The sequence below is a fragment of the Mangrovimonas sp. sgz306409 genome (genome assembly GCF_059735265.1).
On the sequence record NZ_JCAPEU010000012.1, the window covers coordinates 1 to 23,897 of the forward strand.

The 23,897-nt window shown below is 40.9% G+C and carries 26 protein-coding genes; 2 read left to right on the top strand and 24 right to left on the bottom strand.

Translation table 11 applies throughout. The annotated features are described in order from the left end of the window. Positions 1–143 precede the first annotated feature (143 nt). Both AC6I5C_RS16390 and AC6I5C_RS16395 read left to right on the top strand, forming a co-directional pair. On the top strand, positions 144–1,346 hold the full coding sequence (locus AC6I5C_RS16390; protein ID WP_497906083.1) for a tyrosine-type recombinase/integrase: 1,203 nt from the start codon (positions 144–146) through the stop codon (positions 1,344–1,346). 218 nt (positions 1,347–1,564) lie between these two features. Further along, complete coding sequence (locus tag AC6I5C_RS16395; protein WP_497906084.1) at positions 1,565–2,077, top strand: hypothetical protein; 513 nt, start codon at positions 1,565–1,567, stop codon at positions 2,075–2,077. A 2-nt stretch (positions 2,078–2,079) separates the two neighbouring features. Here the strand turns inward: AC6I5C_RS16395 and AC6I5C_RS16400 are convergent, their stop codons facing one another. From AC6I5C_RS16400 to AC6I5C_RS16515, 24 genes are all read right to left on the bottom strand, one after another. Continuing rightward, the gene (locus AC6I5C_RS16400; protein ID WP_497906085.1) at positions 2,080–2,445 is read right to left on the bottom strand and encodes a hypothetical protein; all 366 of its coding nucleotides are present in this window, start codon (positions 2,443–2,445) and stop codon (positions 2,080–2,082) included. Beyond that, positions 2,411–2,755 (bottom strand): hypothetical protein, encoded by a 345-nt coding sequence (locus AC6I5C_RS16405; RefSeq protein WP_497906086.1) that lies wholly within the window; start codon positions 2,753–2,755, stop codon positions 2,411–2,413. Before AC6I5C_RS16405 ends, AC6I5C_RS16400 begins: the two co-directional genes overlap by 35 nt. A 97-nt stretch (positions 2,756–2,852) precedes the next feature. Further along, positions 2,853–3,062 carry a hypothetical protein gene (locus AC6I5C_RS16410; RefSeq protein ID WP_497906087.1) on the bottom strand — a complete coding sequence of 70 codons (210 nt, stop codon included), beginning with the start codon at positions 3,060–3,062 and terminating at the stop codon, positions 2,853–2,855. Positions 3,063–3,111: 49 nt separating this feature from the next. Then, on the bottom strand, positions 3,112–3,633 hold the full coding sequence (locus AC6I5C_RS16415; RefSeq protein WP_497906088.1) for an N-acetylmuramoyl-L-alanine amidase: 522 nt from the start codon (positions 3,631–3,633) through the stop codon (positions 3,112–3,114). 11 nt (positions 3,634–3,644) lie between these two features. Continuing rightward, on the bottom strand, positions 3,645–4,217 hold the full coding sequence (locus AC6I5C_RS16420; protein ID WP_497906089.1) for a hypothetical protein: 573 nt from the start codon (positions 4,215–4,217) through the stop codon (positions 3,645–3,647). A gap of 35 nt (positions 4,218–4,252) precedes the next feature. Then, on the bottom strand, positions 4,253–4,528 hold the full coding sequence (locus AC6I5C_RS16425) for a hypothetical protein (RefSeq protein ID WP_497906090.1): 276 nt from the start codon (positions 4,526–4,528) through the stop codon (positions 4,253–4,255). Positions 4,529–4,531: 3 nt separating this feature from the next. Further along, positions 4,532–4,768, bottom strand: a complete 237-nt coding sequence (locus AC6I5C_RS16430) for a hypothetical protein (protein ID WP_497906091.1) — start codon at positions 4,766–4,768, stop codon at positions 4,532–4,534. Positions 4,769–4,781: 13 nt separating this feature from the next. Then, positions 4,782–5,165: a hypothetical protein gene (locus AC6I5C_RS16435; RefSeq protein ID WP_497906092.1), complete on the bottom strand. Its 384-nt coding sequence runs from the start codon at positions 5,163–5,165 to the stop codon at positions 4,782–4,784. 2 nt (positions 5,166–5,167) lie between these two features. Beyond that, positions 5,168–6,085 carry a fibronectin type III domain-containing protein gene (locus tag AC6I5C_RS16440; protein ID WP_497906093.1) on the bottom strand — a complete coding sequence of 306 codons (918 nt, stop codon included), beginning with the start codon at positions 6,083–6,085 and terminating at the stop codon, positions 5,168–5,170. Between the two features lie 102 nt (positions 6,086–6,187). After that, positions 6,188–6,589: a hypothetical protein gene (locus tag AC6I5C_RS16445; RefSeq protein ID WP_497906094.1), complete on the bottom strand. Its 402-nt coding sequence runs from the start codon at positions 6,587–6,589 to the stop codon at positions 6,188–6,190. Positions 6,590–6,598: 9 nt separating this feature from the next. Continuing rightward, complete coding sequence (locus AC6I5C_RS16450; RefSeq protein WP_497906095.1) at positions 6,599–8,119, bottom strand: hypothetical protein; 1,521 nt, start codon at positions 8,117–8,119, stop codon at positions 6,599–6,601. A 276-nt stretch (positions 8,120–8,395) separates the two neighbouring features. Beyond that, positions 8,396–10,468, bottom strand: a complete 2,073-nt coding sequence (locus AC6I5C_RS16455; protein ID WP_497906096.1) for a hypothetical protein — start codon at positions 10,466–10,468, stop codon at positions 8,396–8,398. Next, a complete protein-coding gene (locus AC6I5C_RS16460; protein ID WP_497906097.1) occupies positions 10,468–12,759 on the bottom strand; it encodes a hypothetical protein in 2,292 nt (763 codons plus the stop codon). The genes AC6I5C_RS16455 and AC6I5C_RS16460 overlap by 1 nt, the downstream gene beginning before the upstream one ends. Then, complete coding sequence (locus tag AC6I5C_RS16465) at positions 12,759–16,688, bottom strand: coiled-coil domain-containing protein (protein ID WP_497906098.1); 3,930 nt, start codon at positions 16,686–16,688, stop codon at positions 12,759–12,761. The genes AC6I5C_RS16460 and AC6I5C_RS16465 overlap by 1 nt, the downstream gene beginning before the upstream one ends. Beyond that, complete coding sequence (locus tag AC6I5C_RS16470; protein ID WP_497906099.1) at positions 16,688–17,290, bottom strand: hypothetical protein; 603 nt, start codon at positions 17,288–17,290, stop codon at positions 16,688–16,690. The genes AC6I5C_RS16465 and AC6I5C_RS16470 overlap by 1 nt, the downstream gene beginning before the upstream one ends. Beyond that, on the bottom strand, positions 17,287–17,763 hold the full coding sequence (locus AC6I5C_RS16475) for a hypothetical protein (protein WP_497906100.1): 477 nt from the start codon (positions 17,761–17,763) through the stop codon (positions 17,287–17,289). The genes AC6I5C_RS16470 and AC6I5C_RS16475 overlap by 4 nt, the downstream gene beginning before the upstream one ends. Next, a complete protein-coding gene (locus AC6I5C_RS16480) occupies positions 17,702–17,935 on the bottom strand; it encodes a hypothetical protein (RefSeq protein ID WP_497906101.1) in 234 nt (77 codons plus the stop codon). Before AC6I5C_RS16480 ends, AC6I5C_RS16475 begins: the two co-directional genes overlap by 62 nt. Further along, the gene (locus AC6I5C_RS16485) at positions 17,935–18,819 is read right to left on the bottom strand and encodes a hypothetical protein (protein WP_497906102.1); all 885 of its coding nucleotides are present in this window, start codon (positions 18,817–18,819) and stop codon (positions 17,935–17,937) included. Before AC6I5C_RS16485 ends, AC6I5C_RS16480 begins: the two co-directional genes overlap by 1 nt. An 11-nt stretch (positions 18,820–18,830) precedes the next feature. Then, positions 18,831–19,358, bottom strand: coding sequence for a hypothetical protein (locus AC6I5C_RS16490; protein WP_497906103.1), 528 nt, complete (start codon positions 19,356–19,358; stop codon positions 18,831–18,833). After that, a complete protein-coding gene (locus tag AC6I5C_RS16495; RefSeq protein WP_497906104.1) occupies positions 19,358–19,939 on the bottom strand; it encodes a hypothetical protein in 582 nt (193 codons plus the stop codon). The genes AC6I5C_RS16490 and AC6I5C_RS16495 overlap by 1 nt, the downstream gene beginning before the upstream one ends. A 7-nt stretch (positions 19,940–19,946) precedes the next feature. Next, positions 19,947–21,227, bottom strand: a complete 1,281-nt coding sequence (locus AC6I5C_RS16500) for a major capsid protein (RefSeq protein WP_497906105.1) — start codon at positions 21,225–21,227, stop codon at positions 19,947–19,949. Between the two features lie 5 nt (positions 21,228–21,232). Continuing rightward, complete coding sequence (locus tag AC6I5C_RS16505) at positions 21,233–21,628, bottom strand: hypothetical protein (RefSeq protein WP_497906106.1); 396 nt, start codon at positions 21,626–21,628, stop codon at positions 21,233–21,235. A gap of 34 nt (positions 21,629–21,662) precedes the next feature. Beyond that, positions 21,663–22,352 (bottom strand): hypothetical protein, encoded by a 690-nt coding sequence (locus tag AC6I5C_RS16510; protein WP_497906107.1) that lies wholly within the window; start codon positions 22,350–22,352, stop codon positions 21,663–21,665. Between the two features lie 103 nt (positions 22,353–22,455). Next, complete coding sequence (locus AC6I5C_RS16515; RefSeq protein ID WP_497906108.1) at positions 22,456–23,877, bottom strand: phage portal protein; 1,422 nt, start codon at positions 23,875–23,877, stop codon at positions 22,456–22,458. Positions 23,878–23,897: the final 20 nt, after the last annotated feature.

The following is a 23,897-nucleotide window of genomic DNA, read 5'->3' on the forward strand; positions in this document are numbered from 1 at the left end:
GTGTCCCTGGTTCGATTCCTGGAGGCACCACCACCATGGAAAACCCTTGAAAACCCAGTGTTTTCGAGGGTTTCTTCCTAAAAAACAAAACCCCTTTAGTGTCGTAGTTTTTAGTCGAAGGTATTAAAAACGGTAATAGAACTATGATACTTCTTCCACACGGCTGTTCGTGCAGCCAACCATCGGTAAATCCTAAAAATTGGAAAACTTGCGGAAAATCTGCTTTGCAAAAAGCTTGGAGGATCCAATATTATTTCCGTGACCCTCAGTTCAAGGACAAATATCCATATGGCAAACTAATTCCAATAAAAGGCATGAATGCCCTAAAGACATTGGAGGAACGTCGTGAAGCTGTCCAAATGCTCATTGATGAGGAACTTTACATGTTAAAGGTAAAAGGATATAATCCAATTACTAAACAGATTACAGGTCCTGAGCTATCCTCAGATTTTGAAATTCACCCAGAAACATTCTTTTGTGAAGCTCTGGAGGCTGCCTATAAAAGGATTGATGCCGCAGATTCCACATTGAGTGATCTTAGGACTGTAAAGAAATACTTCATAAAATCCATAAAGCAGCTCCGGTACCACACTTTAAGGATCAAGGATGTCAAACGCAGTCATGTTAGAAATGTGCTGGAAAACCAAAAACAGCAAAACAGTTACTCCAATAAGCGCTACAACAAAGCCAGGGCCTACATCCAAATGCTATTTAAAGAACTGGTGTTTGCCGATGCTTTGGAAAACAATCCCGTCAATGACATCAGGAAGAAAACCGAAATCAAGGAAATACGCGAAATACTCACGGACAATGAACTTAAAAGGGTAAAGGCACATCTTGAGCAAAACCACTATGGTTTTTACCGTTATGCACAGATATTCTTCCACAGTGGTTGTAGATCCACTGAAATGTTCAGGCTGAAACGGAAGGATGTTGATTTGAAAAATGGAAGGTTCAAAGTATTGGTAAAAAAAGGAAAGGACCATATTGAACAGTTTAGGGCCATAAACATCAATGCACATCCATATTGGGAAGAACTGTGTATGGAATCCAACAATCCAAATGATTATCTTTTTTCATACAGGTTTTCCCCTGGTGACACCAAAATAAGCGAACGTCAAGTGACCATCAAATGGAAGAAGTATGTTAAGGATGTATTAGGGATTACCGCAGACTTTTACGCATTTAAGCACTTGCACACTACCAAGGTCATCAATAGTTATGACAGCGATTTGGCAGCTAAACTAAATGGACACACTTCAACTAGAATGAATGAGCAACATTATGATGTGATGTACAAAAACAGAAATTTGGAAAAGGCCAGAAATGTCAACGTACAATTATAGTTTACAGGGGCTGTATGTATTAGGTACAGCCTCTTTTTATTTTACTATATTTATTGAATGGATCCATATAGAAGACATGATGCCAGGTTTTGGTTTGTACATACCCGTACTGGTCGGATTATCACTTTAGCTGTTATTATATTCCTTATCATAGGAAGTATTCTTGAAAAACTTGGTTGGGTGAATTTTTAGTACATTCACATCTCAAATCAACTGACATGAAAAAAGATTACCTGCCTTTTATTATTTCTTGTGCCATTGTGATAGTGTTATACTTAATTACAATTATTTACTTACCATCAATGTACTCAGAATTGGGAGAAAGGGCACTATTCGGTGACTCCTTTGGAGCTTTAAATGCCTTGTTTTCGGGATTGGCGTTTGCTGGTATTATTGCAACAATAATTATGCAACGCAAAGAATTAGAATTGCAAAGAAAGGAATTAGAAGAAACCAAAGAGGAATTAAAAAGATCTGCCGATGCTCAATCAGCAAGTGAAAGAGCTCTTTCTACACAAGTTTTAATAGCTTCGAAAACTGCTATATTAAACAGTTTTAATGCAAAACTTGAACATCAAAATTATTTATTAAAAAGTTCATCGTTAAGACACAACCAAGAAAAGAGACTTGAAGTTTTACAAAACGTCGAATATTTTGAAAACGAAATCAATTCACAACTTTCAGCTTTGATGGCTTTAGATAAGAAATATGAAAAAAAGGTTGGTTTCTAAATTTACATCGAAGCAACGAACACCACCACAACCAATCCTCCTACAGCAGTACCATAAAGAAAGGATTTGAACTTGCCTTTTCCTTTCTTTTTTTCAACGGTCACGTCTACTTGGTGGAGCTGCTTTTCAATATGCAACTGCATTTTAAGATTGGACACTTCCTGCTCCAGGCGCTGATTGTCTGTGGACAGGAAATTCACTTTTAAGTTAAGTTGCGCCTTTTCAATGGAGGCCAACAGCAATTGAGCCTTACATTTTTCTAACCCATAATAGGTAGACATGATGCTGTCCATAACAGCATCACTGATGATGACAGCATTTTGCCCTTCTATTTTAGTCTTTTGGATTATACGTTTCTGAGAATACATTGAAGCGCACATCATAATCAGAAGAAAAGTAATGATCTTTTGCTTTGTCATCGTTTTGTATTTTTAATAGTTGTGCTGCATGTTCAGCTTCTTTTTGCTGTAACTGTTCCTGGAACTCTTTCTTGTCGTTGATCCTTAAATGCCGTATTTCCTGAAGCTCCTGCTCATAGGTTTCTTGTGTCTGGACCAATTCCTCTTTCACCAAATCCAATTCACCTTTAAATGTGGGTTTAGTGATATAAGCACCAACACTAATAATTACCATTATTAGCAATATGCCTGATATGATGTTTTGGATGGATGTTTTCATTTTGATTTTGAAAAAAACGGGGACTGATTCACCAAATCAATTCAAACAAACTTTCCTACGTTATATAAAAAAAGTACGCCCCCGTTAATGATTACTGTTATTCTGCAGGTGTAAAGTCTACATGGTATTCTTTACCTGGCACAAACTTTACATTTTCGTTTATGGTGCCCATTTTAATTTCACCATAAGGAGTCCATTTAAAGAAGCTTTCATTTTCCTCACTACCTCCAGTTACTGGTTGTAAATTGACTTCTTGACCGTGTTCTGTTGTAGTAACTGCAACACATACAAATTTTGCTCTAGTCATTTTATATAATTTAATATTTGCCTACTCTATAAGCTTTTCGGCATCCGCTTTATAAGGATTCAATCCAACAAGCTATCGTATCTGCATGGTGTTGGACATTCAAAAAATCAAGGGCTTCGCGGTTGCTCCCAAAAAACGGCTCTAATATGATTGCCGGAGCATTTATTTTTTTGGTGAACAAATAACCGTTGTCACCTTTCACCAATGGCTTGGCTCCCCTGCTGTCACTTCCATACTCTCCTACCATGTAATCCACATAGCTCTCGGCAAAAGCTTTCCCTTTTTGGCTTTTATGGAAATACAGTGCTTCCAGACCGTTCACATCTTCCCTACCCGCATTGAAATGTAGTTCTATAGCTAGATCAAAGTGATGTGCATTGACCTTTGTAGCAAGCTCATTGATCTGCAATGGATAGGTTGGCTGTGGATTTCGGGAGAATACCTTGCAATCCAGCTGAGGGGCCAATAATGCAGCCAACCTTGTATTGTATTCATATTCAGAGGCTGCCAAATAGGGTGAATACGCCCCCTTGGCTATGCGGTTGTGACCTATGCATATTGCTACTTTCATGGTGTTGAGGCTTAAATGATGTTATTGACACGTTCAATGATTCGGGTTTCCACTATATTGGCAAGTCCTTCAAAAAAGGTGAACATCTTTGGTTTGGATCCAGTCCTCCTTTTGATGTTTTCACCTATGCTGTGAAACTCATAAAGGATACCAAGTACATTGATGAGCACAGTGACTATCAACAAGGCCACGGACACTTTTACAAAGCCAACCACTACAAGGAATACTATAATGACCATGAATGTCATGTTGATGAGCATCATGCCCCCAATTTTACCAAGGGAGTTGTACAGCTTGTTGCTCTCCACCCAATCTGGAAGGCCTTTGCTCTCGTGTTTGGAAGCCACTAGGCCCAACACAAAATCGATGATCCAAAAGAATAGGTACATCAACAGCAATACGGTTATGGAGACAATTGGCAATATCAGGTCAAACGGTTCTACATTTTCAAATAGTTTGTTGAAAATGGAGGTATAGCCCAAAGACAGTGGAATGGACATTAATGTTAAGGCCCCGTTTTTATAGTTAATGGCCTTTTCTATGAGCGATAGCTGAAAGATTTTTTCAATAAATGTAGCTTTCATTAGGGGTTATGGTTAGGGGTTAATTGTTACTTATGTCACCTTATTATTTTTATGGATGGCAGATATTTCAAAAACGTTTCTATCTGCTCTTTTTTTGGCGCCTTTCCAACACCTTCCAAATTCCAGAACTCAGCCACAAATCTTCTTAACATGAACTCAACACTCCCTTTATCTTCACCACCATGCTTCTCTGCAAAGGCTATTACTTGGTCTGGTTTTACTTTAAAAAGCACTCCCTTACTTCTACTGAACCTGAAATATTGTTTATGGAACAGGTACAGAATCTTCACGTATTTTGGCTTGGCATCCATAGCTCACAAGCTTGAAATTGGTACGTAAGTACTGTCTTTACTCACAAGCTCAAAGCGCAAACCGCGTTTATCTTTTAAAGCTCTTCTCTCTACACGTCTCTTCAGCCTATCGGCTTTATTAGAGTTGAAGGTTTCCTCTACATAGGTTACGGGAAACTCAGCGGTCTTGGTTACTTTACCGTTGGTGTGTTCGCTGGCAATCATGTGCCAGACAATAAACACGACTTTGAACTTGTACATATCTCATTTTTTTTTACGTTACTAGACTAATAGCAGAAATCAAGTAAGGAATGGCCACGGAGGCCACAATGTCCATCCAGTCAAAGAGTGGGGTATAGTTCTTTTTATATAGGGGTTTAATCAGTTTGTCAAATGCTTCTTTGGCTACGGCTATAATGGTGACCACAACAGCGGATGCTGTGAAGTTTTGGAGCTCTACCCAAGATTGGTGCTTGTTTAAAAACTGAGCTATCTCAGGTCTTTGCGAAAAGAACAGGTACAATACAGTGCATATGATAACATGAAGCTGCGTTGCCAAGGTGAGGCTCAACCAAAAATCTACCAACCATCTAAGGGGTTTGTAGATAGTGTTCATCAGGGCTTTTTGATACCATTTGAGTTGTTTTGTTTGTTCCATAGTTATAGTGTTGTGAATGTTACTTCGTTGCTTTTTACGCTCTCATTGTAATACTCGTCGCAAGTAATCACCGTGACTTTATATTGTACACCGCTAACAAGACCGCTTACCGTCTCGCCACTTGCCGAAATCAATTGCTTAGGTGAGTATCTTTCGGTAACTCTTTCCAATTCCCATTCACCCAAATCTTGACGCTCAATCCAAACTTCATAATGTTGTATCGTGTTTGCCGAACTTGGTGTTGTGAAATTCAAATCCACACTATTGGCTGTAAGGTTTGAAACACTTAAATCTGTGACCTCGCTCGGTGGAGTGTCGTCGTCGTAGCTGACAATTACCGCCCCGAATGAATTTTGAGCATAAGCCAACGCAACGTCAAGGCCTCCCCCGTTATTCGTCATCATGGATGGTTCTACGTAGATTTTACACCCCGAATTGATAAGGTGAAATACTGCGTTCGTGTCCGCTGTCTGACGGAACGATGTACATTTAGGCAATAAAATATGCAAGGCGTTCGAGGTTGTGTGGAACCCCGAAGCCGAAGTACTCATAGATGTTACGTTCCTGTATTTTGCGATTTTCAACGACGTATTTTGTTGGTGTTCCCTCGACTGACCTAAAGAGGTGACAAAGGGCATGTCGATATATTCCAACCCCGTGGCGTTCCTAAAAGATGATGCGAAAATCGTAGTGACTGTTTTGGTTGCGAATATTTTTAACGCAGTAGTGTACCTAAAACCCGTCGTTCCTGTTGCAACGGCTCCGACTTCTCTTGTTGATATAAAATAGGTAATTCCCGAACTTGCGAAATTGCTCGTTACCCCTGTATAATCAGCCTCAATCAAACATTTTATATTGTTGTTTTCATCTACTGTAAAATTTTGAATGTCCGATTCTGTGATACCGTTAAATTTGGCCACTAAAAGCGCGGGTGTGTTTATAGTGTCACCGACGCCGCCTATAAAAGTGTTAAATTGTAAAATTGTGGCACTCGCTCTTCTATGTGAATTAATCACTCTCATTTATTCCTCTGGTACTACTATTGCTTCGTAAGCCGCTTTTTCTAGATTGTTTATTCCTGCCACGTACTCAATGGCTTTTTGCAAATGGTCTGAGGTATATTGCTCCCAAAGGGCATTATCTGCGGCCTGTACCTGTGGCTTAGTTACACCTAAATCACTCCATATAGCCACAAACACTTGACGCAAACTTCTTAAGGTTGGGTTATCGGCGTTCACCACCTTGGCAATGGTATTGCCGTATTTAGTTTTATAGGAGGTTGCCAAAGTGTCGGCTGCGGTGTCCTTTAAAGTGTCGTACCAATCTTTAGCTTTGTCAATTCCTGTTTGGTGTATTAATGCCAAAAAAGTAGCGCCTTCTGGGTTTTCGTCTTTAATGACCTGTAATTGTTCTATCGCTGTCATATCTCAATTTTAAATATGTTGTAAACTCATTTTTGCATAAGCACCACCTGCCGTGGTACTTCCTATATTGGAGCAGAAAACTTCAATTTTATCACCTGCCACCAAATCAATTGGCCCACCAACCACAGCCGAAGATGTAACAGCTGTATTGCTATCAGTTTCTCCAGAGTCTATGCTTACCGTGTCTTTTAAAACTCCGTTGATGTATATTTCAAACTCCAAGATGTCACCATCTGGAGCGGCTCCCGTAACACGGGTATTGTTCCATCCCGTAAATGGTTCTCTTAGAATATCTGTGTAAATGGGTACGGCCAAGTCCACCGTCAAATCGTCGGCTTCGCTATTCACCGCGAAGTCGTAACTACGGTTGAGGGCTGCTAATTTTGCCAATAAGGCATCTGTAAGATTGTTGGTGTCACTCTCGGCAAATAGCAGTGTTTTGATGGTTGCGCCATCTATGTCGTTTATCTTTACATAAACACTGCCCGTCCATCTATATGAAAAATTGGTGTCCTGTGCCACATATATTTTACCCGTTTCACCTGCTCCTGGAAAACTTGCAGCATCGGCATACTCCAACACGTCATCTACATAACTTGGCAACTGTGCGCTTGGCACTTTTCCTGAACCGTCTAAGGAAGCAACGCCATTTGCAACACCTACATCTCCAACGGTCAATACCTGTTCCGTTTTACCAGCAGGATCGTAGGTTACAGCTTCCATATCCCCAGTAGCACCACCTTCACCTTCTTTATCTGAATCAATGCAAAACCTTAAGGTGTCATCTACCGTAAACTGTGATGCAATAAGGCCCGGTGAAAGGGTTGCCAAATAAAACAGATTATTTACATTTGAATAGTCCAAAGATGTAATTTGGGCTTTTAAAAAACGGTTCTTTGTATGATTGTATATCTGCAGATATATTTTGTCTCCTGCGGTTATCAATGCCTTTACGTCATTGAGATAATATGAATAATCTTCTGAAAATAGGATTCTCACCACATTGTCCGAACCATCTATCTGAACTGATACATATTCATTACCTACACCGTCACTGATGGATGTTCCAAGCTCGCGAACATTGAACACATTGAAATCATTGCTGCTTTCCAAAGCTTGCACCTCATCGCTGGATAGCTTTCTATAATCCGAAATAGTGCCATTGGCAGTTCCCAAATATTCATAGTAGGCATAAATGGGATCATCAGGACCAGGATTCACATTGGGATCATCGGTAGCATCCAAAACAAACTGTATCTTTCCTGATGTCTGTTCTCCTTGATTTGCTAATAAGTCATCAATATCAGTATATTGGTTTTCCTTAAACAGAATGACACTGTCTACAAAAGCTGCCAAAGTTGCCAAAGACACTTTTTTGGTTTCACCATTAATGGATATTGGAACGTAGTCAGCACCGGACACAGAAGATACCGTCACAAAATCGATAATCTTTTTTGTATTAGCCTGTACATTAGAAATCCAAGTCTGGATAATTTGAAGCTGTTGTGTTATTTGTTGTTGCCAAGACATAGTCAAATATACTTATTTTGTTTTACTATTTAGAATCATTCTAAATAATTTAAAAGATTAAAAAATATATGCTAAATGCTTAATTTTGATATATGTACTTACTTATTGTCATCCTGTTTTTTGTTGGTGGCGGCTGGCTTTTTGGTTGGCTTCTAAGTCTGCTTATTACTCCAAAAAAACATAACAAAACGGAAAGCAATCCTACATTCATTATCCATAACCATCATTACACAACCCATAATCATTTGCATATAGACCAGGACACTTTAAAGCATCTTAGTCATAAGAAATAAAGTCATCTGCATCCGTTACCACTAGGTTAGGCACTTCGATATTTTCTACATTGGTAATCAATTCACCTCCTGTGTTTCCTACCAAGTATTTAGCATTGGTTCTTATCATTGTTGCTTTCAACAAATACAGGTTGGTATCATCTATAGGCCCTTCCTGTTCAAAAGACCCATTTTTGGCTAATGCTTCCCCTTTTATCAATACAATTTTATTGGACAGCAATTGTGACACTTGCCTGTAAATTCCCTTTGACATAGGTCCAAATTCAAATACTTCCAATTCATGCACATTTGAAGTCACCAATCCAGATTGGTCATCCCCTTTGTTTACTTCAGATTCATCCTCAATGGCTCCGGCACATTTGTGCAATGGCACCCTAACCTTATGCTGAATCCCCGTATTGTACAGGATATCCGTGTTGTTGACATGGAAGGATATCACTTCCACTGTTTTTTCCCAAAGCTCCTTTACCATGATTTTTTCCGATAACCTCACCACATCCTCAAATCTGCTATCGGTTTCCGTGGTGCGCACCTGAACGGTCTGCCCTAAATAAGGTGCCATAGGTATTGTGAATTCATGCACTTCATAAGGCTGACGATTATAAATAGCCTTTACAACAGCGTTAGAAGATGTTCCCAGAGTGAATGGGGCGTTTATAATTAGCACTTCGGCATTCAACGTCTCAGAATATACAATGTTTTCAATTTCATACCAGGCATTGTCAATACTGAAATAGTTTCCCACAACAGCCCACTCCGGCAATCCTCCATTCAAGGCATAGTCATTTCCAGTATCGGCATCGGTATCATAGTCATAGATATTTCCTGACATAAAATACACCCCTGTTTTTCCAATATTATAGAAGAACCTCGTTGCATCCCTAGCATCCTTTCTTCCTATATTATTGGTGTATTGTTGCGTTGGAATGATATCCACATTGCCATCTTCCTTTATGATCTCTACCAATATGTTTTGATAATTGCTCAACAATTGGTTTACTGGACTGTCACATGTTTGGAATGGTTGGTAATAGGTGCCTGTTAAATTGGGATCCAGTGCAAATTCTTCACAGCTCAACGATGTATCATCAGTTTTGTACGGTCCACAGTTACCATAGGCAATGCGTTCTGCCATACGGATGGCATTGATTTTACTGTAATATGAAAAGGGCTTGGTAACACCGTTGTCATCCACTACAAAGTTTTGACTGGTGCTGCATCCATATGCATCCCTAATGTGCAATGTATAGTTGCCACTTGGCAATCCCGTAAATACAGAAGACTCCTGCCAAGTGCTGTTGTCCAATGAAAATTCCAATTCATTTACAATGGGCTGTGAGTTGATGGCTGATACCGTTGCGCCATTAGGTGAATTGGTCACAATGATATTGAATTCCAATCCTGCCATTGGCTGTGGTGCATTGGCAGCTATCACACCTACACTGTCCGATTGCCCATCGGCATCATAACAATAGATAACGAAACCAACACCTCTCTGTACTTCAAATGAAAATGGGTTTTCGGTGTTGTCATTGACAATCACGCCTCCTGGAAGAGTCAATATTGTGGCCAAATTTGATGTAGTCACAACGGCCTTATAATGTGTACATGCTGCATTTTCGGTAGCTGTATCAAAAGACACATCGGTAATTTCAAAGACATCTCCACTAAAATTAGTGATGGATAGATCAGCTCCTGATGGAATGTCTGGATATGGTCCGCTGGGTAATAATGGATCCGGAGTGGTAGGCTGAAAAAACTTGATGCTTGCAAACTTGGCCTTTACCGTTACAATGTTCACATCTCTGGTCACTTCATAAATCTGTGTCCCATTGAAATCCAGATTGAATGCAGACATATAATTGATGGCTGAACGCTCTCCTGGAATAGCTGTTGATGTGCCAACCGTAACTTGATATGAGTTCACACGGAACAGCTTCCACGTTTCGCTTAAAGCACCAAAAATAGCATCGTTCAAATCGCCTGTCCTAACAACAATCCTGTCACTCTGTACTAGATCCTCGTTAAAGGTTATGGTAAATTCTGAATAGGTCATTATAATCGAGATTTTTCAAGTTTCCACTTTCCTTGTTTGTTGGGTTTTAAATTGGCTATTTTTCCACGTTCCAAAACACCTTCTTCATTTTTAAATTCTACCAATCCGTATAAATTGGGTACTTTCATCCCATTGATAATGGAATAGCCTTCTACAGTTCTCAAAAGGTCTGTATCCACTTCGAATTCAAATTCAATGTCTTCCGGCAGCACTCTTGCATGTTCCAGATCAGAATTTGGGATGGCACCATTTTCAGCATATGGGTTTCCTCCTATCTGTTGGCTGACCACACCACTTTTACCAATGGAATTAGCATAGCGTATTTTGTCCAATGGATATTCCCTGAGCCCTCCATTCAAAACCCATCCATGTTTTAGAATGAGGTTGACAGGTGACCATAGGAAATTATAAGCAGATTCGGGATCAAACATTCCTTCAGGAGGTGCTGCCAAAACATCCTGCCAAGTTTTCAATACATAGATATCTCCCTGCCCTGGTTTGGCATCGTGAGCCCATATGTGCAAATCCCCACTTTGGTCCGTGGTTGGTTTTGTGATTTTGTTGCGCCTCCTAATGATTTCTTCTCCATAGTTGTCCCATCGAATCTTAGAGGTTTTGGTATAGGTATTGTCAACCGCCTCAATGATGGTTGTGAATTCTGCCATGGTATTGGTTTCTTCCAATCCCATTACCTCTTCATATTCCCCTCCTTTTTCAGGACCAATCTTTATGGATGAGAAATAACGGTCTTCATTGATGTAGCGTTTAAGTTTGTTTACCCTTAGATATTCAAACTGGCCATTGACCATTTTCCCCAATCTGATGGTGACATTGTTATTATAGAAATATTTAGCATCCTCTATGATGATACGCTCCTTAAAGCCTATTCTTTCAATGCCCAATCCAACATGTTCCATGACATTGAGGGCTTCAAAAGCATCTTTAAAAGATACCTGAAAGGGTTTGTACAGTTCATCCCCTGCTTCAAATTGACGTATCCAATGGCCATGTGAAAAGAATATAAATGCTCCTGGTCCGTTTTGGGCATATCCGCGGTCTACCCTTCCAAAATAATCGGACTTGAAATTGGTTTTGTCTCCGGTCATGATTTCCACCAAGCGTTCCAATAGCTCATAGGCCAAAATGCCTTTGGTAATACTGGACGGATAGCTGCTGTCTTCCAAAATCTGAAGTTCTCCAGTGATATTTTGGGCATATACCCTAACCCCTGCATTGTTGTCTACAAACATATCAGACTCCAACAGACATTCCAAAGCCAAGCTTTCCCCTTCCAACAGTTCTACTTCAGCACTATAGGAAGCCTGCATTGCAATGGTAAATCCAGGATAGGCATAATCTGTATCGGCAGGAAGCACATCATATGACGTTCCAATCTCTGGATCTATTCCTGTGCCATGTCCCACACTTCTCAATTCAGAAAGCACAACGCGTTCCTTCATATCAAAAGCTGCACCGTTTTCATATTTGGTCAAACATAGTTTGTAGCGACACCACTGGACATTTTCATATTGTTGGAACCAAGCATTGAATGCCAAATCACTGATGTTGATTTGCATGATTCTGTCCCTGTCATTATTGGCATAGAACATCATCCCCGTAGTTCCTGTCAATTCCTGACCATTCGTATTCACAATAATATTATGTGCCAAATCATGGGATTGCGAAGCCAATACTAAAGGCAGACCAACCGATTGTCTTCGGGTATTTCCAGCATTGGAAGCTACCTGTGTCTTGGCTTCATTATTGACTGTTGCCATGGTAAATTTGGTATCCAACAGAATACGCCTGCCGGGCAATGACAGCTGTTTCAATTCCAGTTCAGGAATGGCCCTGCCATCTATGGTAGTGGTACGCTCAATCTCGACCTTGTCCTTTTGCCTGACCTTTAAGGTACGTTCTAAACCACCAGATTCAAACTTTAGGGACACTTTGCCATCTTCATCATTCCAAGTAGGCATACTCAAAAAACCTGAATAGGCCCTTACCCATCTATCCTGATTGTCCTTTTCGTCCTTAACCAACCGTATGGGTGCATTCACGCCATATATTTTACGCACTTGGTTGATATAGGTTCTAGCACTTCCGGTAAACTTCAAAGCATTGGAGAATTTTGCAAATATGCCCTTGTATTCATCATTCACGGCATATTCCTTCCCATCCTCATTCCAACCGATGATTTCATCTGCAGGAATATTGTCCAGGTTTCCATATCCCATATGTTGGAATGAAAACCTAACCCTGTCATTATAAAACGGATTGATATTGCTCATTAGTTCCAGTTAGTTTGTTTGTTTCGGAATAGCTCATGGGGAATGTCTACATTGTTCTGTTTGACATATACAGCCCATTTTAAAGCCTTTACCGCTTTGGTATTGTTGCGCATCTCCTCGATCATATCGGCGCTGTATTTATCGAATGCCAAAGCCGTTTCGTAATCATTAAGGTTTTGGGCCTGAGCTGCAATGCCCGTCATAATCGCAGCATGATGGATACGGTTGTATTCGCTCTCACTGGAATACACCTTTGTCCCTTTAGCCAAATGCAATACCGCACGTTTTCTTTGAACATAAGGCTCTTTGCCCGGTTCATGGATGACCTCAGGCCTTACCTCTGCCACCTCAGCAGGTCCCCCAGGGTGATTGCGTGTCCCGAATTGGTATTTAGGAACAGGTTGGGATGCAACCACAGCAATTTGTGCAGCACCCAAAGCTGCTACCAATACAGCTGCAATAGAACCCGCAATGGGTCCCAGTTGTGCATATGCCTGCATAATACCCAGAGCTGTGGCAATGGTAATATCCGTAATCTTAAGGGCTTTGTTCCACTTGGCCTGTTTCTCCTGTTCCTTGCGCTTTTTCTTTTCAAGCTCCTGACGTTTCAATTCCTGTTCAGCACGAATCAAATCCTGTTGGATGGAATCCCCTTCTGCCAGTTCATATTGTCTGTCATAGAAATTTTCACTGGCTTCCAATTGTGCATCGATGTCATCAATATTGGCTTGGAACACTGCATTGCCCACATCTCCCACCACTGCAAAGGCTGCTTGGATGCCTTCCAAAGCATTGTCGAAACCATCCACAATACCGGTTATCAACCGTTCCAGATTGCCCGCATCAATACCAAGTGTTTCAGCAAGGATATTGGAGGCTTCACGGATCTTTTCCGATTTAAAGTCTGCCAATGCCTGTAATGCTTCAGCTTCCTTTTGTGCATTTTCAATGGCATGTTGCGTTGTTAGGTCGCTATATGCCATTTTAATGGCTGCCAATTGCTGTTCCAGTATTTCGCGATACTCAGGTCTTAGAAGCGGATTTTTAAGTTCAGCCTCTATTTGTTGCTGTTGTATTTCCAACTGCTGTAATGCGGATTCCCTTTTAATGGCAACAACGGCATCTTCATATTCCTGAATGCGCTTTAGTTTGGCATCACCATCCAAGCCACTGTCCAAATCTGCCTTTAGGGCTTCCTGTTCGATACGGATACGCTCATTAAGGGCTTCCTGTTCCAATCGCTTACGTTCTTCAATACGTTCCTTTGCCTGTTCAAATGCAGCCTGCATAATACTTAGGGTATTGGCTTCCCTTTGGCGTATCAAAGCATTGAAATCTTCATTGAATGCCAATTCTATACGCTTGATTTCATCGGCTCTTCCCTGAGCATTGTCAATGGCTACCTGTTTTTCAAACCTCAGAAGCTCGATGGACTTGTCCACAAAATTTCTATTGGCTAACAATCTATTTCCTATGGATTCCTTTTCATTTTCCAGAATACGCTGTTCTGCATCAATATCAGCTTGCAACTGTGCCTTTTTAAGGTTGATCCTATCCTGTTCCAATTGTTTGCGCAAAGCTTCCAATGCTTTATTTTCTGCATCGGTAAGTTCGGTAGTGGCATCCTTGTTCTTTTTCTTGGCTGCGGTGTTTGCTGCAAATAAGGCATTGATCTGTTCTAGGGTGATGCCCAAGTTTTGCTCCAGCTTGTTCATCAATTCCTGTTCCTCTGTCAATTCCTTGTTCACCCTGTTTTGGCGAATTTTGGTGGAGGTTGTTTTCCCCAATAGGGTTTCCAGTTTCTGCAATGCCTTGGCCTCATCATTCAAGGCTATATTTACACCTGTTCTTTGGTTTTCTGAAAATCTGGCGTTGGCTTCCAAAGCTTGTGTTACAGCATTTACACGTTCCTGATAGGATTTATTGGTAAGGTCTATACTGCTTCCCAACAGGTCATTGTTTACCCTTGCCAATTCCGTATCAACCGCAATTTGCGCCTTTGATTGTCTAAGAGCTTCATCCCCCGCTTTGGTCAACAGTTTTTCAATGACTTCCATTTGGCTTTGGAGGGCAATTCGTTTTATATACAATTGGTTTACCTCTTCCAAGGCAATGGCCAGAGATTCATTGTCTGTTTTTTCCTGATCCAGGAATTGAAGAAATGCCGGATACTGATCCTTAAGGCTCAACAACAATCGTTCGCGCTCTTCATTGGTCACATTGGTATCGGTGATTTTTCCCACCAACACATTGAGCTCTGTCTGTTCCTTTTTGATTTCATCCACCATGGATCTGGTAGGAGTTATCAACCGCAACATATTAGAGCCTGCTTCATATAAAGCATTGCTGAATGTGGATACGGCACCATTACCAACCAACAGTTTGAAATTTTCCAAATCGGCATTCCAACGCTGTTGTGCATTTCCTGCTTCATCCAAAATGTTTCCAGCCTCAGCTACCTCTCGTTTGGCAATATTGGCAACGGCCTGTACAAAATCTGGTGTCTTTTCCAATTCCTTATTCAGTTCCCCTGCGGAAATACCAAGGTTATCGATACGCAATTTTGATTCCTTGGAAAGCCCTTCTACCAAAGAGGATTGCAGTTCATCTACACTCTTTCCTGTCTGTGCTGCCCTTACTGCCAAGAATTCAAATAAGGTATCCGTTTCTTCCAATGACAGATTGAAATTGTCAAAATCCACTAATGCCGTTTTAATGTCCAAATCGGACAATGCGCCACGTGTTGACTCCTTGATTCTATTGAAAGCATCTTCACCTTCATCCCCCAATCGCTTAAATGCAAATTCCACACCTTTGGCTTCAATAGCTGCCTGACGGGCTTCCTTGGTGAAATCCCATGCCAATTTCAAACCTCCCAACACACCAAGTCCAGGCAACAAAGATTTTATAGAACTTCCTATCAGCTTAAACTGCTTTGGATAGTTACCAACATTCTCCTGAAATTGATTGGTATTGGTCTTTATTTTAGTGACTGCGGCATTCAGATGTTCATATTTTTTGGTGGATTCTTCCAGCTCTTTTTGTTCTTGGTCACTCAACCTTTTACCCAATGCCAACTTTGCCTGATATTCCTGAACGGAATTTCGAGCCTGATCCCGTGCAAATACCAACCTTCCCATAGATGTTAGATTAGCCTTTATCTCATTGTTGGTAAGCCTAAGGTTTTCACGTTCCGCAATTAGCTGTTTATTGGTTTCTGTATCGGCATTCTGTAATTTGTTTCTAGTAGACAAAAGGTTACTCAATGAACGTTGACGCTCTTGGTCTACCTTTGCCATGGCATTACCCTGGTCCTGAAATGCCTTAATTTGTTTTTTAATTTCTGTTTCTTGGTTTGTCAATTCCTTTCGTTCCTGCTGCACCAAAGCTAGTCTAGCTTTCTTCAATCGCTCTTCTTCCTGCAGCTGTTTAATTGACAAGGAATTGTTTTTGATATGCTCCCCGTTGAGCTTTGCCATTTGGGTATCAATCTTCAACAATTGTTGTTGCAATGAAGCTTCTTCCTTTTCGGTTTTAATTTTTTGTTGGTTGAGCTGCTGCTGCTGTTTTTCCAAAACCGTTAGTTCCCTTTTGGTTTTTGCCTTCTTGATTTCTAGATCCAATGCCGTTTTTTCTGTAAGGATTTGCTGTTTTTTTATTTTCTCAGCGGATAGGATGGCAGCTTCCTGTTCCTTTATAGCATTAATGGCTTTTTTGGTTGCCAGTTCCTCTTGTTTCTTGGCTTCCTGAAAACCTTTATTATTGGAAGTCTTTGCCAATTTTTTTTGCACCTCAAACAATACAAGGGCACTCTTTTTCAAGTCCTCGTTTTTGTCGATGGCTATCTGTACGTTTTTGGCATATTCGGCGCCCCACATCAGAGCCTTATCCTCAATAATATCCTTTAATAAAATAATTCCTTCTGCCATTATCGTTTTTTGTTTTTAAGGGATATTGCTTCCTGTCTTTGTTTTTCCAAGGCTTTTAGTTTATTTTCAAACAATTCCTTTAGGGAATAGAATTGGGTTACGGTAATCGCATTGGTATTGGTGTACTGCAATCCTGTAATGGCACAATACCCCAAAATGACTTTATCCAGACTTGTGGCCTTGGTATCTTCAACATCCACCTTTGGAAGTTTTTCATTCTCCATGTCAATCATCATCTGGAGTGCAGCACTCTCACGTTCCACACGGTCCAAATCCTCATGATAGCTTTCTTCCTTTAATTTAAAACCCTGTTCCCTGATGGCGTTTTCCAAATCGATATCTCTATCAAATCGCAATGCCTGTACTGCAAATTGCAGGGCATTCATTTGGGCAGTGTAGCGTTCAATCTTAATGAGCAGCTTTAAGGTTTTGTCAATCGTTTTGTCTGGATCCAATAGTTCAAAATCCTCAACCAGCCTTTCCCATATTTCCTTGACCTTTGGCAATTGATCCTTATCATCTGTCAATAAACTGATATCCCCTGTTTTGGAGATTTTCAAAAAGAGTTTTAAGGGAATGGTATCTAGGGAATCATAGGTCATAATCCTAAGAGTTGACGTGTGTGTAATTGGAAGAACGGTAGTATTTTTTCTTTGATCACCTGAGTCAGGTTCTCATCTGTAAGACCGAATAAATCTTTGGTAAGCAAATTGGGATTGTCCAGGATGTCATTCAATTTTGGGTCCGTTGCCCCAAACACCACAACATCATTGAAAACCTTGGCATATATACTAGGCAGGAATGTATTGGTGTCCTTCATATCATAGGGATCACCTTCCTTTTTTATGACATTGCCTTTGCCCAAAAGAGCATTGTTTGTAGTGATGTATTCTGTGGCTTTGGAATAGAACCCCAATGCCTTACCAAAAACATCGGTTGACGCTTCATGAAGTTGTTTGCGGTTGAGTTCCTCCAGTTCCTTTTCTATGGAACGTATAAACTTAAAAAGGGCATTAATCAAGTTCTGGGGACTCGCTTCCTGTGCTCTGTTCAGCTGCTGGAGAAGTGTCGCCATTGATTTCCTTTTTTAATGATTCCTTTTGTTTTTTGGAGATTTTCTTGCCTGTCACAACCTCATAGGCCACTTCCATATCGGCCAGTGCAATAACCGATTGGTGTGATTTTTTAAATTCAGGGAAGGATGGATTGTACCCCTCCCTGAATGTAGTATTATTGAACTTAGCCATTACGATACGGTAAATTCAGTTTCTTCATCGGTCTCATACATAGCCAATGTCTGCACTATAACATTGGTTGCAATGGTTCCCGATGCTAGGTCTGTATCCACAAAGGTGTAAAGGTTGGCATCATCACCACTACCAGCAGTAACACTGTCTGGAGTGTTTTCTGTACCATCAGCTTTCTTCACAATGAAATCAGTCAATGCCAAACCTGTGATTGGACTTCCGTTACACTCAGCAATAGCTCTTACCACAAGGCTTGTTGCGGTTGGTGTTCCCTCAACAGTCAATGCCACGCCATAGATACCTTTGTAATCCAAAATGTCAAATTCTGGTGTTACAATGGCACCGTTCAAGGTTAACTGTTTTGGGTTGGCATATACCACGTTTACAACCGTAGATTGTGGATCACCATCAATTACCGGCTCTATGATGTCACCTACCAAGAATTCTGAAAGGGATTGCCCTTTAACAGAACCATCAGTTTGGTTAACGCCTTTGATGTCCCCATCAGCTGTAAACTCGTAAATACGGGTGTATTCACTTCCTTCATAGGATTGCAATGCTGCATGGGAACAAAGTCCCAAGTGATGGGTAAAGTTGATACCCTTTCTAGCGGCTTTGGTTTCGTATTTAACGGTACGGCTTTCGTAAAAAGTAGCTTCTACATTGGCTAGTTCCGATTTTTCAACCGAGAACATAACAACAATGTCTTTGGCTTCTTTTGCCGCGTCCCAAGCCGTTTTGGATCTAAAGGCTGCTAAATCTGGAAAGGATTGAGATTCCCTCGCCAGTGCATAGCCTACTGTAGGAGCATACAAACACTGTTTGTCAGCTCCTGTGTTTTTTGGTTGTGCGGCTTCACTACCGCATCTATCCTGCTTGATCATCTGTATTATTTTTAACAGTTAGGATTTAAGTAATATTGAATCTTTGAATTGATTGAAAACACATCGTATGGATGTACTTTGAGCTTTTCTATAACTGAAATGTCAAAGCCTTTAAATATGTCACCTAGCTCAGTTTCCATTCCCATAATACGGTATTTTTTGCGTTGGCTCATTAGGTTGAATGCATGAAGCTGTGCTTCTGCATCTGCCCTATGTCCTACGTCTGGAAACAGTTTGTCCAACTGCAGCATGAATACCGTTTTTACTTCGGTTTCAAATAAGCTGCCGGACACCTGCTTATGGGTGCCATTTGCAATAAAGAATACATGGGCATTCCTGTTATCATTCAGGAACACATCCTTCACATACTCACCATTGCTTAAATAGGCCTGTGGCGTTACAGTATTGGCTTTGGTTTTACCCTTATAGATACGCCCATACATTTCCAAAGAACTCCAATTGAGATTATTGTATAAAAACACTTGCATAGCTTGTATAGCTATATCAATACCTACGGGATCTGTTTTGAGATGGTTCATTACCAAACAGGTTTGCTTGAGATTTTAAGGGGATTGGGGAAAATAATATCGGTTGCCGTTTTTATGGCATAATAGAGCTTGCGCCCTGTGCCCTTGGCAATGACATATCCATTTTCATTCCTGGCTCCTTCCAATTCAATCTTCAACTGTTGGTAGGTCATATTGGCATTACGCTCTTCCAGATTGACACGGGTGGTAGATACCATCTGTTCAATGGCTGAAATGGCAAGCTGATAGCCTATGGCCTCATCAAACAATTCAGGTTTTGATATAATTGTATCGGAATAATCCACATCATCCCGATACAATTTGTTTTGGTTCAATATTTGGGTCAAGATGGCTCTTACAGCTTCGGTCTTCATTTGGACCAGGTAAGCATTGAAACTGATTGCATCCATGTCCACTTCATTGGTAACGGCATAGATGTTCTCCAATGTCACCAATTTGTGGAAGTGGGGGAATGTTCTCCCTGAATCCCCTTCAATGTTTTCCTGGTCTATGGAAACCCCGACCAATGTAGGGCCGGGCTCTCCAAAACCAATTCTACCAACTAAACCTAATATTGATGCTTCGCTATACATAAGGGTCTTAGACTGATTCTACAAGCTCTGCTTTAAACACTTCAATTTCCGCATCACTCAACTTATTGATTTTCTTCAATAAGGTGCTATCGGCATTGGTGATCTTAGCACTCAAGTCTGGGTTAGCGGCATTGATACCGTCAACAACGGATTGTTTGGTGTAACTTGTACCTTCGTAATCGAAGTTTGCATCAGCTTCTGTCTGCGTATCCGTAGCAGCTTCTTCAGCATCCATGATGTAGATTTCATCCACACCGTTGATAACAGGAAGGGCCAAAGCCTGAGAAGAGGTAAACTCACGGATAGGGTCATTTTTATGGTACTTGGACAATAAGATGAAATCTTCTGCCTTTTCGTACTTAACACCTTCAACAGGGTGTTTTTCCTCAGCCAAGCTTCCATAGGTCAATGTACCTACTTCAAGAGTCGTCAGGAATACTACCTTATTGGCTCCCCAAGGCTTCACGCTGGTACGTTTACCATTGCGCTCAATGGTTATGGATCGGTTGATAACCTGAATCATCACACCATAGTTGTCATCCATAAACTCATTGACTTGCTTAAGGGTAGGCGTTGGGATATTGGCACCGTTGAACCCTAAATGGGCAGCAAACAGTTCCTTCACCTCCGCTTTGGCCTTAAACGCATTGAAGGTAGCCTTGTCCATAAGGATGTATCGTATGGTGTCCCCAGCTTCTTCAGCACGGTTCAACACATTTTCGATATCCGTTACGGGAACGGCATTGGCATCACTCCAAGGTGTTTCCACACCATATTTATTTTTGTCTGGATGCGCAAAGTCTATACGTACTCCCACACCTACGTTTTCAGAATCAGAAATGACAGTCACTCCAGTTGAAAGTCCTTGAAGGAACATGAATTCCAATTGTTCTTTCACCCCTAGGTAACATTTCTTGGCATCTGCAAACAGTTTGGCGATAACTTCCTTCTCTTTACCGTTGGTGGCCTGAAGGATGTCAATATCGGTCATTGTACGCTCATTAAGATAAAGCTTCATACCAAGCTTAGGGATATCACCCTCAGCTTTTTTGATGGCATCACGCTTTTTCAATGGTAAAGATGAATCCATTGATACCACATCAGCGGCAACAATTCGTCCATCAACACTTAATGAACCCCATTTCAAGGTTGTTGAAAATTCCTTTTTCAACATGGTCATGTGCAGATAGGTAGGCTCAGTTTTCTTTCCGTTAACCGTTTCTACTATCTTCTTAACAAGTGGCCCAAACCACTTATTTACGTACTGGATAAATAATGATTCTTCCATGGATGTTAGTCTTTAGTAAATCTGATTAATGGTAAAGCCGTTTTTGCACCTGCCGGCACTGCTGGCAGTTCTGCTGCGTCAATTGCAGCTTGTTCGTTTACGGTTCCGCGAACCATCACACTGGCCAAGGCTTTAGAGGTCAATACACTCGCTACCAAAATACCCTTGTAGGTATGTGATGCTGGTAACGAGACATAATTACCCGATGAAATAGCCAATGGCTTAAGAGCACCTGTTGCGGTCTCTTCGATGATAACACGCCCTGCTTTCAATACTTCTTCGGTTACTCCTGTAACGTCCAAAGTTCTCCCTCCCGGGATATCTTCAATCAAGTTGACAATAACGATGGAATCGTTAGAGCTGTCAACCATGGATTGTTTAGACAAACTTGCTTCTGGCATTTTACGTTCGTTTTTTGATTAATGAAATTTTTAATTACAGTGCATCAGCCACATCTTCCAATTCTTCATCCGATGGTTTTGTGTCGTTGAAGCTCTTTCCTGGATTTCCTGCATACTGCTTTTGGTCAGCAGCACTTTGGGTGAATCCCTTAAAATCTTCACTCAATTGTAATACCTGATCTTCCAACGATGTTTCTGATTCCAAGTCAATGGTCTTCATGGCACGCTGTTGGATTTTTTCAGGCAACGATTTCAACACTTCCGAATCTTCAAACAATTTGCTGATGCGCTGTTGTTTGGATTCGGTTTCCTTGCCAGATTTGATGTCCTGAATGGATTGACTCATACCTCCAATCTTTTTCTCAATATCCTCACTGAAGGTCTTGAACCATGTAGGCGCCTCGTTTAGGGCATCCTCTTTGGCTTTTTTGGCAGCTTCCTCATCAGCTTTCGCTTTTTGTTCTGCTGCGATTTCTTCAGGAGTCTTTTGATTGTTTGCCTTAGCCTCCAGTGTTCTTATACGGTCATCCTCTTTGGCGATGTCCTCAAACGGCATGAAGTCATTGGCATCATTGATGACTGCATCGACTGCGTCATCTTCGGCATCATCGGCTGGTTTCTTTGCAAGTCTTGCCGAAATCTCGTCAAGCCTCTTGTTGGATAAGTTAGCCTTTGGGTACAATACCCTAAGTCTTGCCTTGATCCGCTCTGGTTTGATAGCCATAGATATTTGAATTTGTGGTTAATACTTACAACAAATATAGAAATATTTTTCACTATTTAGAATCATTCTAAATAATAAAACAAGCAAAAAAATATATTTCACCTTATTCTTCATCAATGTTTTTCGGTTGTATTGCTGTTTTTTCTGCATTGATCTGGTCAATTTCTTCCTGCGCATCCTCCACAAATGCCAACAACTCTACAGATGTTTTTTGCGAAATCAATCCTGCCTGGTATGCTTTGGTGATATAGGTCACAATGATATCAGTATCATCAGGCACCACACTATTGAACTGCACGTCAAACCATGTTTTTTCAGAGAATGATTTCATGCCTGTATTGGTAGTGTTCACCGTACCGGCAATCAACACATTTATGATACGCTCAATCATGGTCCTGTTTTCTCCCTCATTTCGCTTGGCTTTCAAGATGGGATCGATAAGCAGCATCTTGAGCACTTTACCGGACAGGCCGTTGCCCAACCCCTTAAGGCTTTCAAATGATAGGTTTGGTGTGCTGCTTAATTGATAGATGTACTTTTCAAGCCTATCCTGTTCCTGGCTCACAGATTGTGGAGCATTGTCATGTGTAAGGAAATCCACATCGGAAGAAATCACCTTTCCTTCTGTTGTTTCCTTTTGTGACAGGAAAAATGCCTTTCCATCTTCATCCTTTTCTGGAGCACCCTCAACTTCACCATACAGTTTCAATATAGGATGTCCAGCATAGTCATTGGACGCCCCATGTTTGGACACAGATGTTTCCAATCGGTCAATCAAATTCTGTACCTTGTACCATTCAGGTTTGTCCTGACTCAAGTATACAATAGGAATCTTACCAAAGCCGTGGTCCAACGACTCATTCAGTTTCAAGCTGCCTGTGATGTTGGAACATTGGTACACTTTGGTCTCATCATAGATCCACACATGCTTGATTTCCTTACCTGAAACATTTTTGGTAGTATATTCCCAAACAAAGGCTGTCATATCCCCTCCCTCATCAAAGTATGGAGTCATGATACCATTCTTATTTTCCAACACACGGACTTTGATATCCTTGTTTTTGTTGGCCCCCACAATGCGATTGAACATATTGTTGGGCTTGAGATCTTCTATATAAAACAAAAAGGCACATTGCAGTTCACTTTTTTGAAGCTCCTTTGCTTTGGACAATTTGGCATCAATACGGTTCACACGCCACAACCGCAATACTTCTTCACTAAGGTTATTGCTGTCTGAAGGAATCAATGTCACTGGCTCCCCAACTTCAAAGGCTACAGCCTTACCAACAATATCGGATTGAAAAGGAATAATGGTACGAACTCCTTTTACCAATCTTCGCTTTTCTCCAGACCCAACAGTTTTGTCCTTTTGGATTTTACCTACTTGTGTGTCACGGATGGTCCTGTCCAAATCCCGATACTCTTTTTGGGCATCTTCAATTGTATTTTTGTCCTTTTGGGATGCAGTTAACAGCTTCAAGGCACCATTGACATCCGTTTGAAGCATTTGTATGATTTCTTCCATGATTTTGATTTTTGATTGAC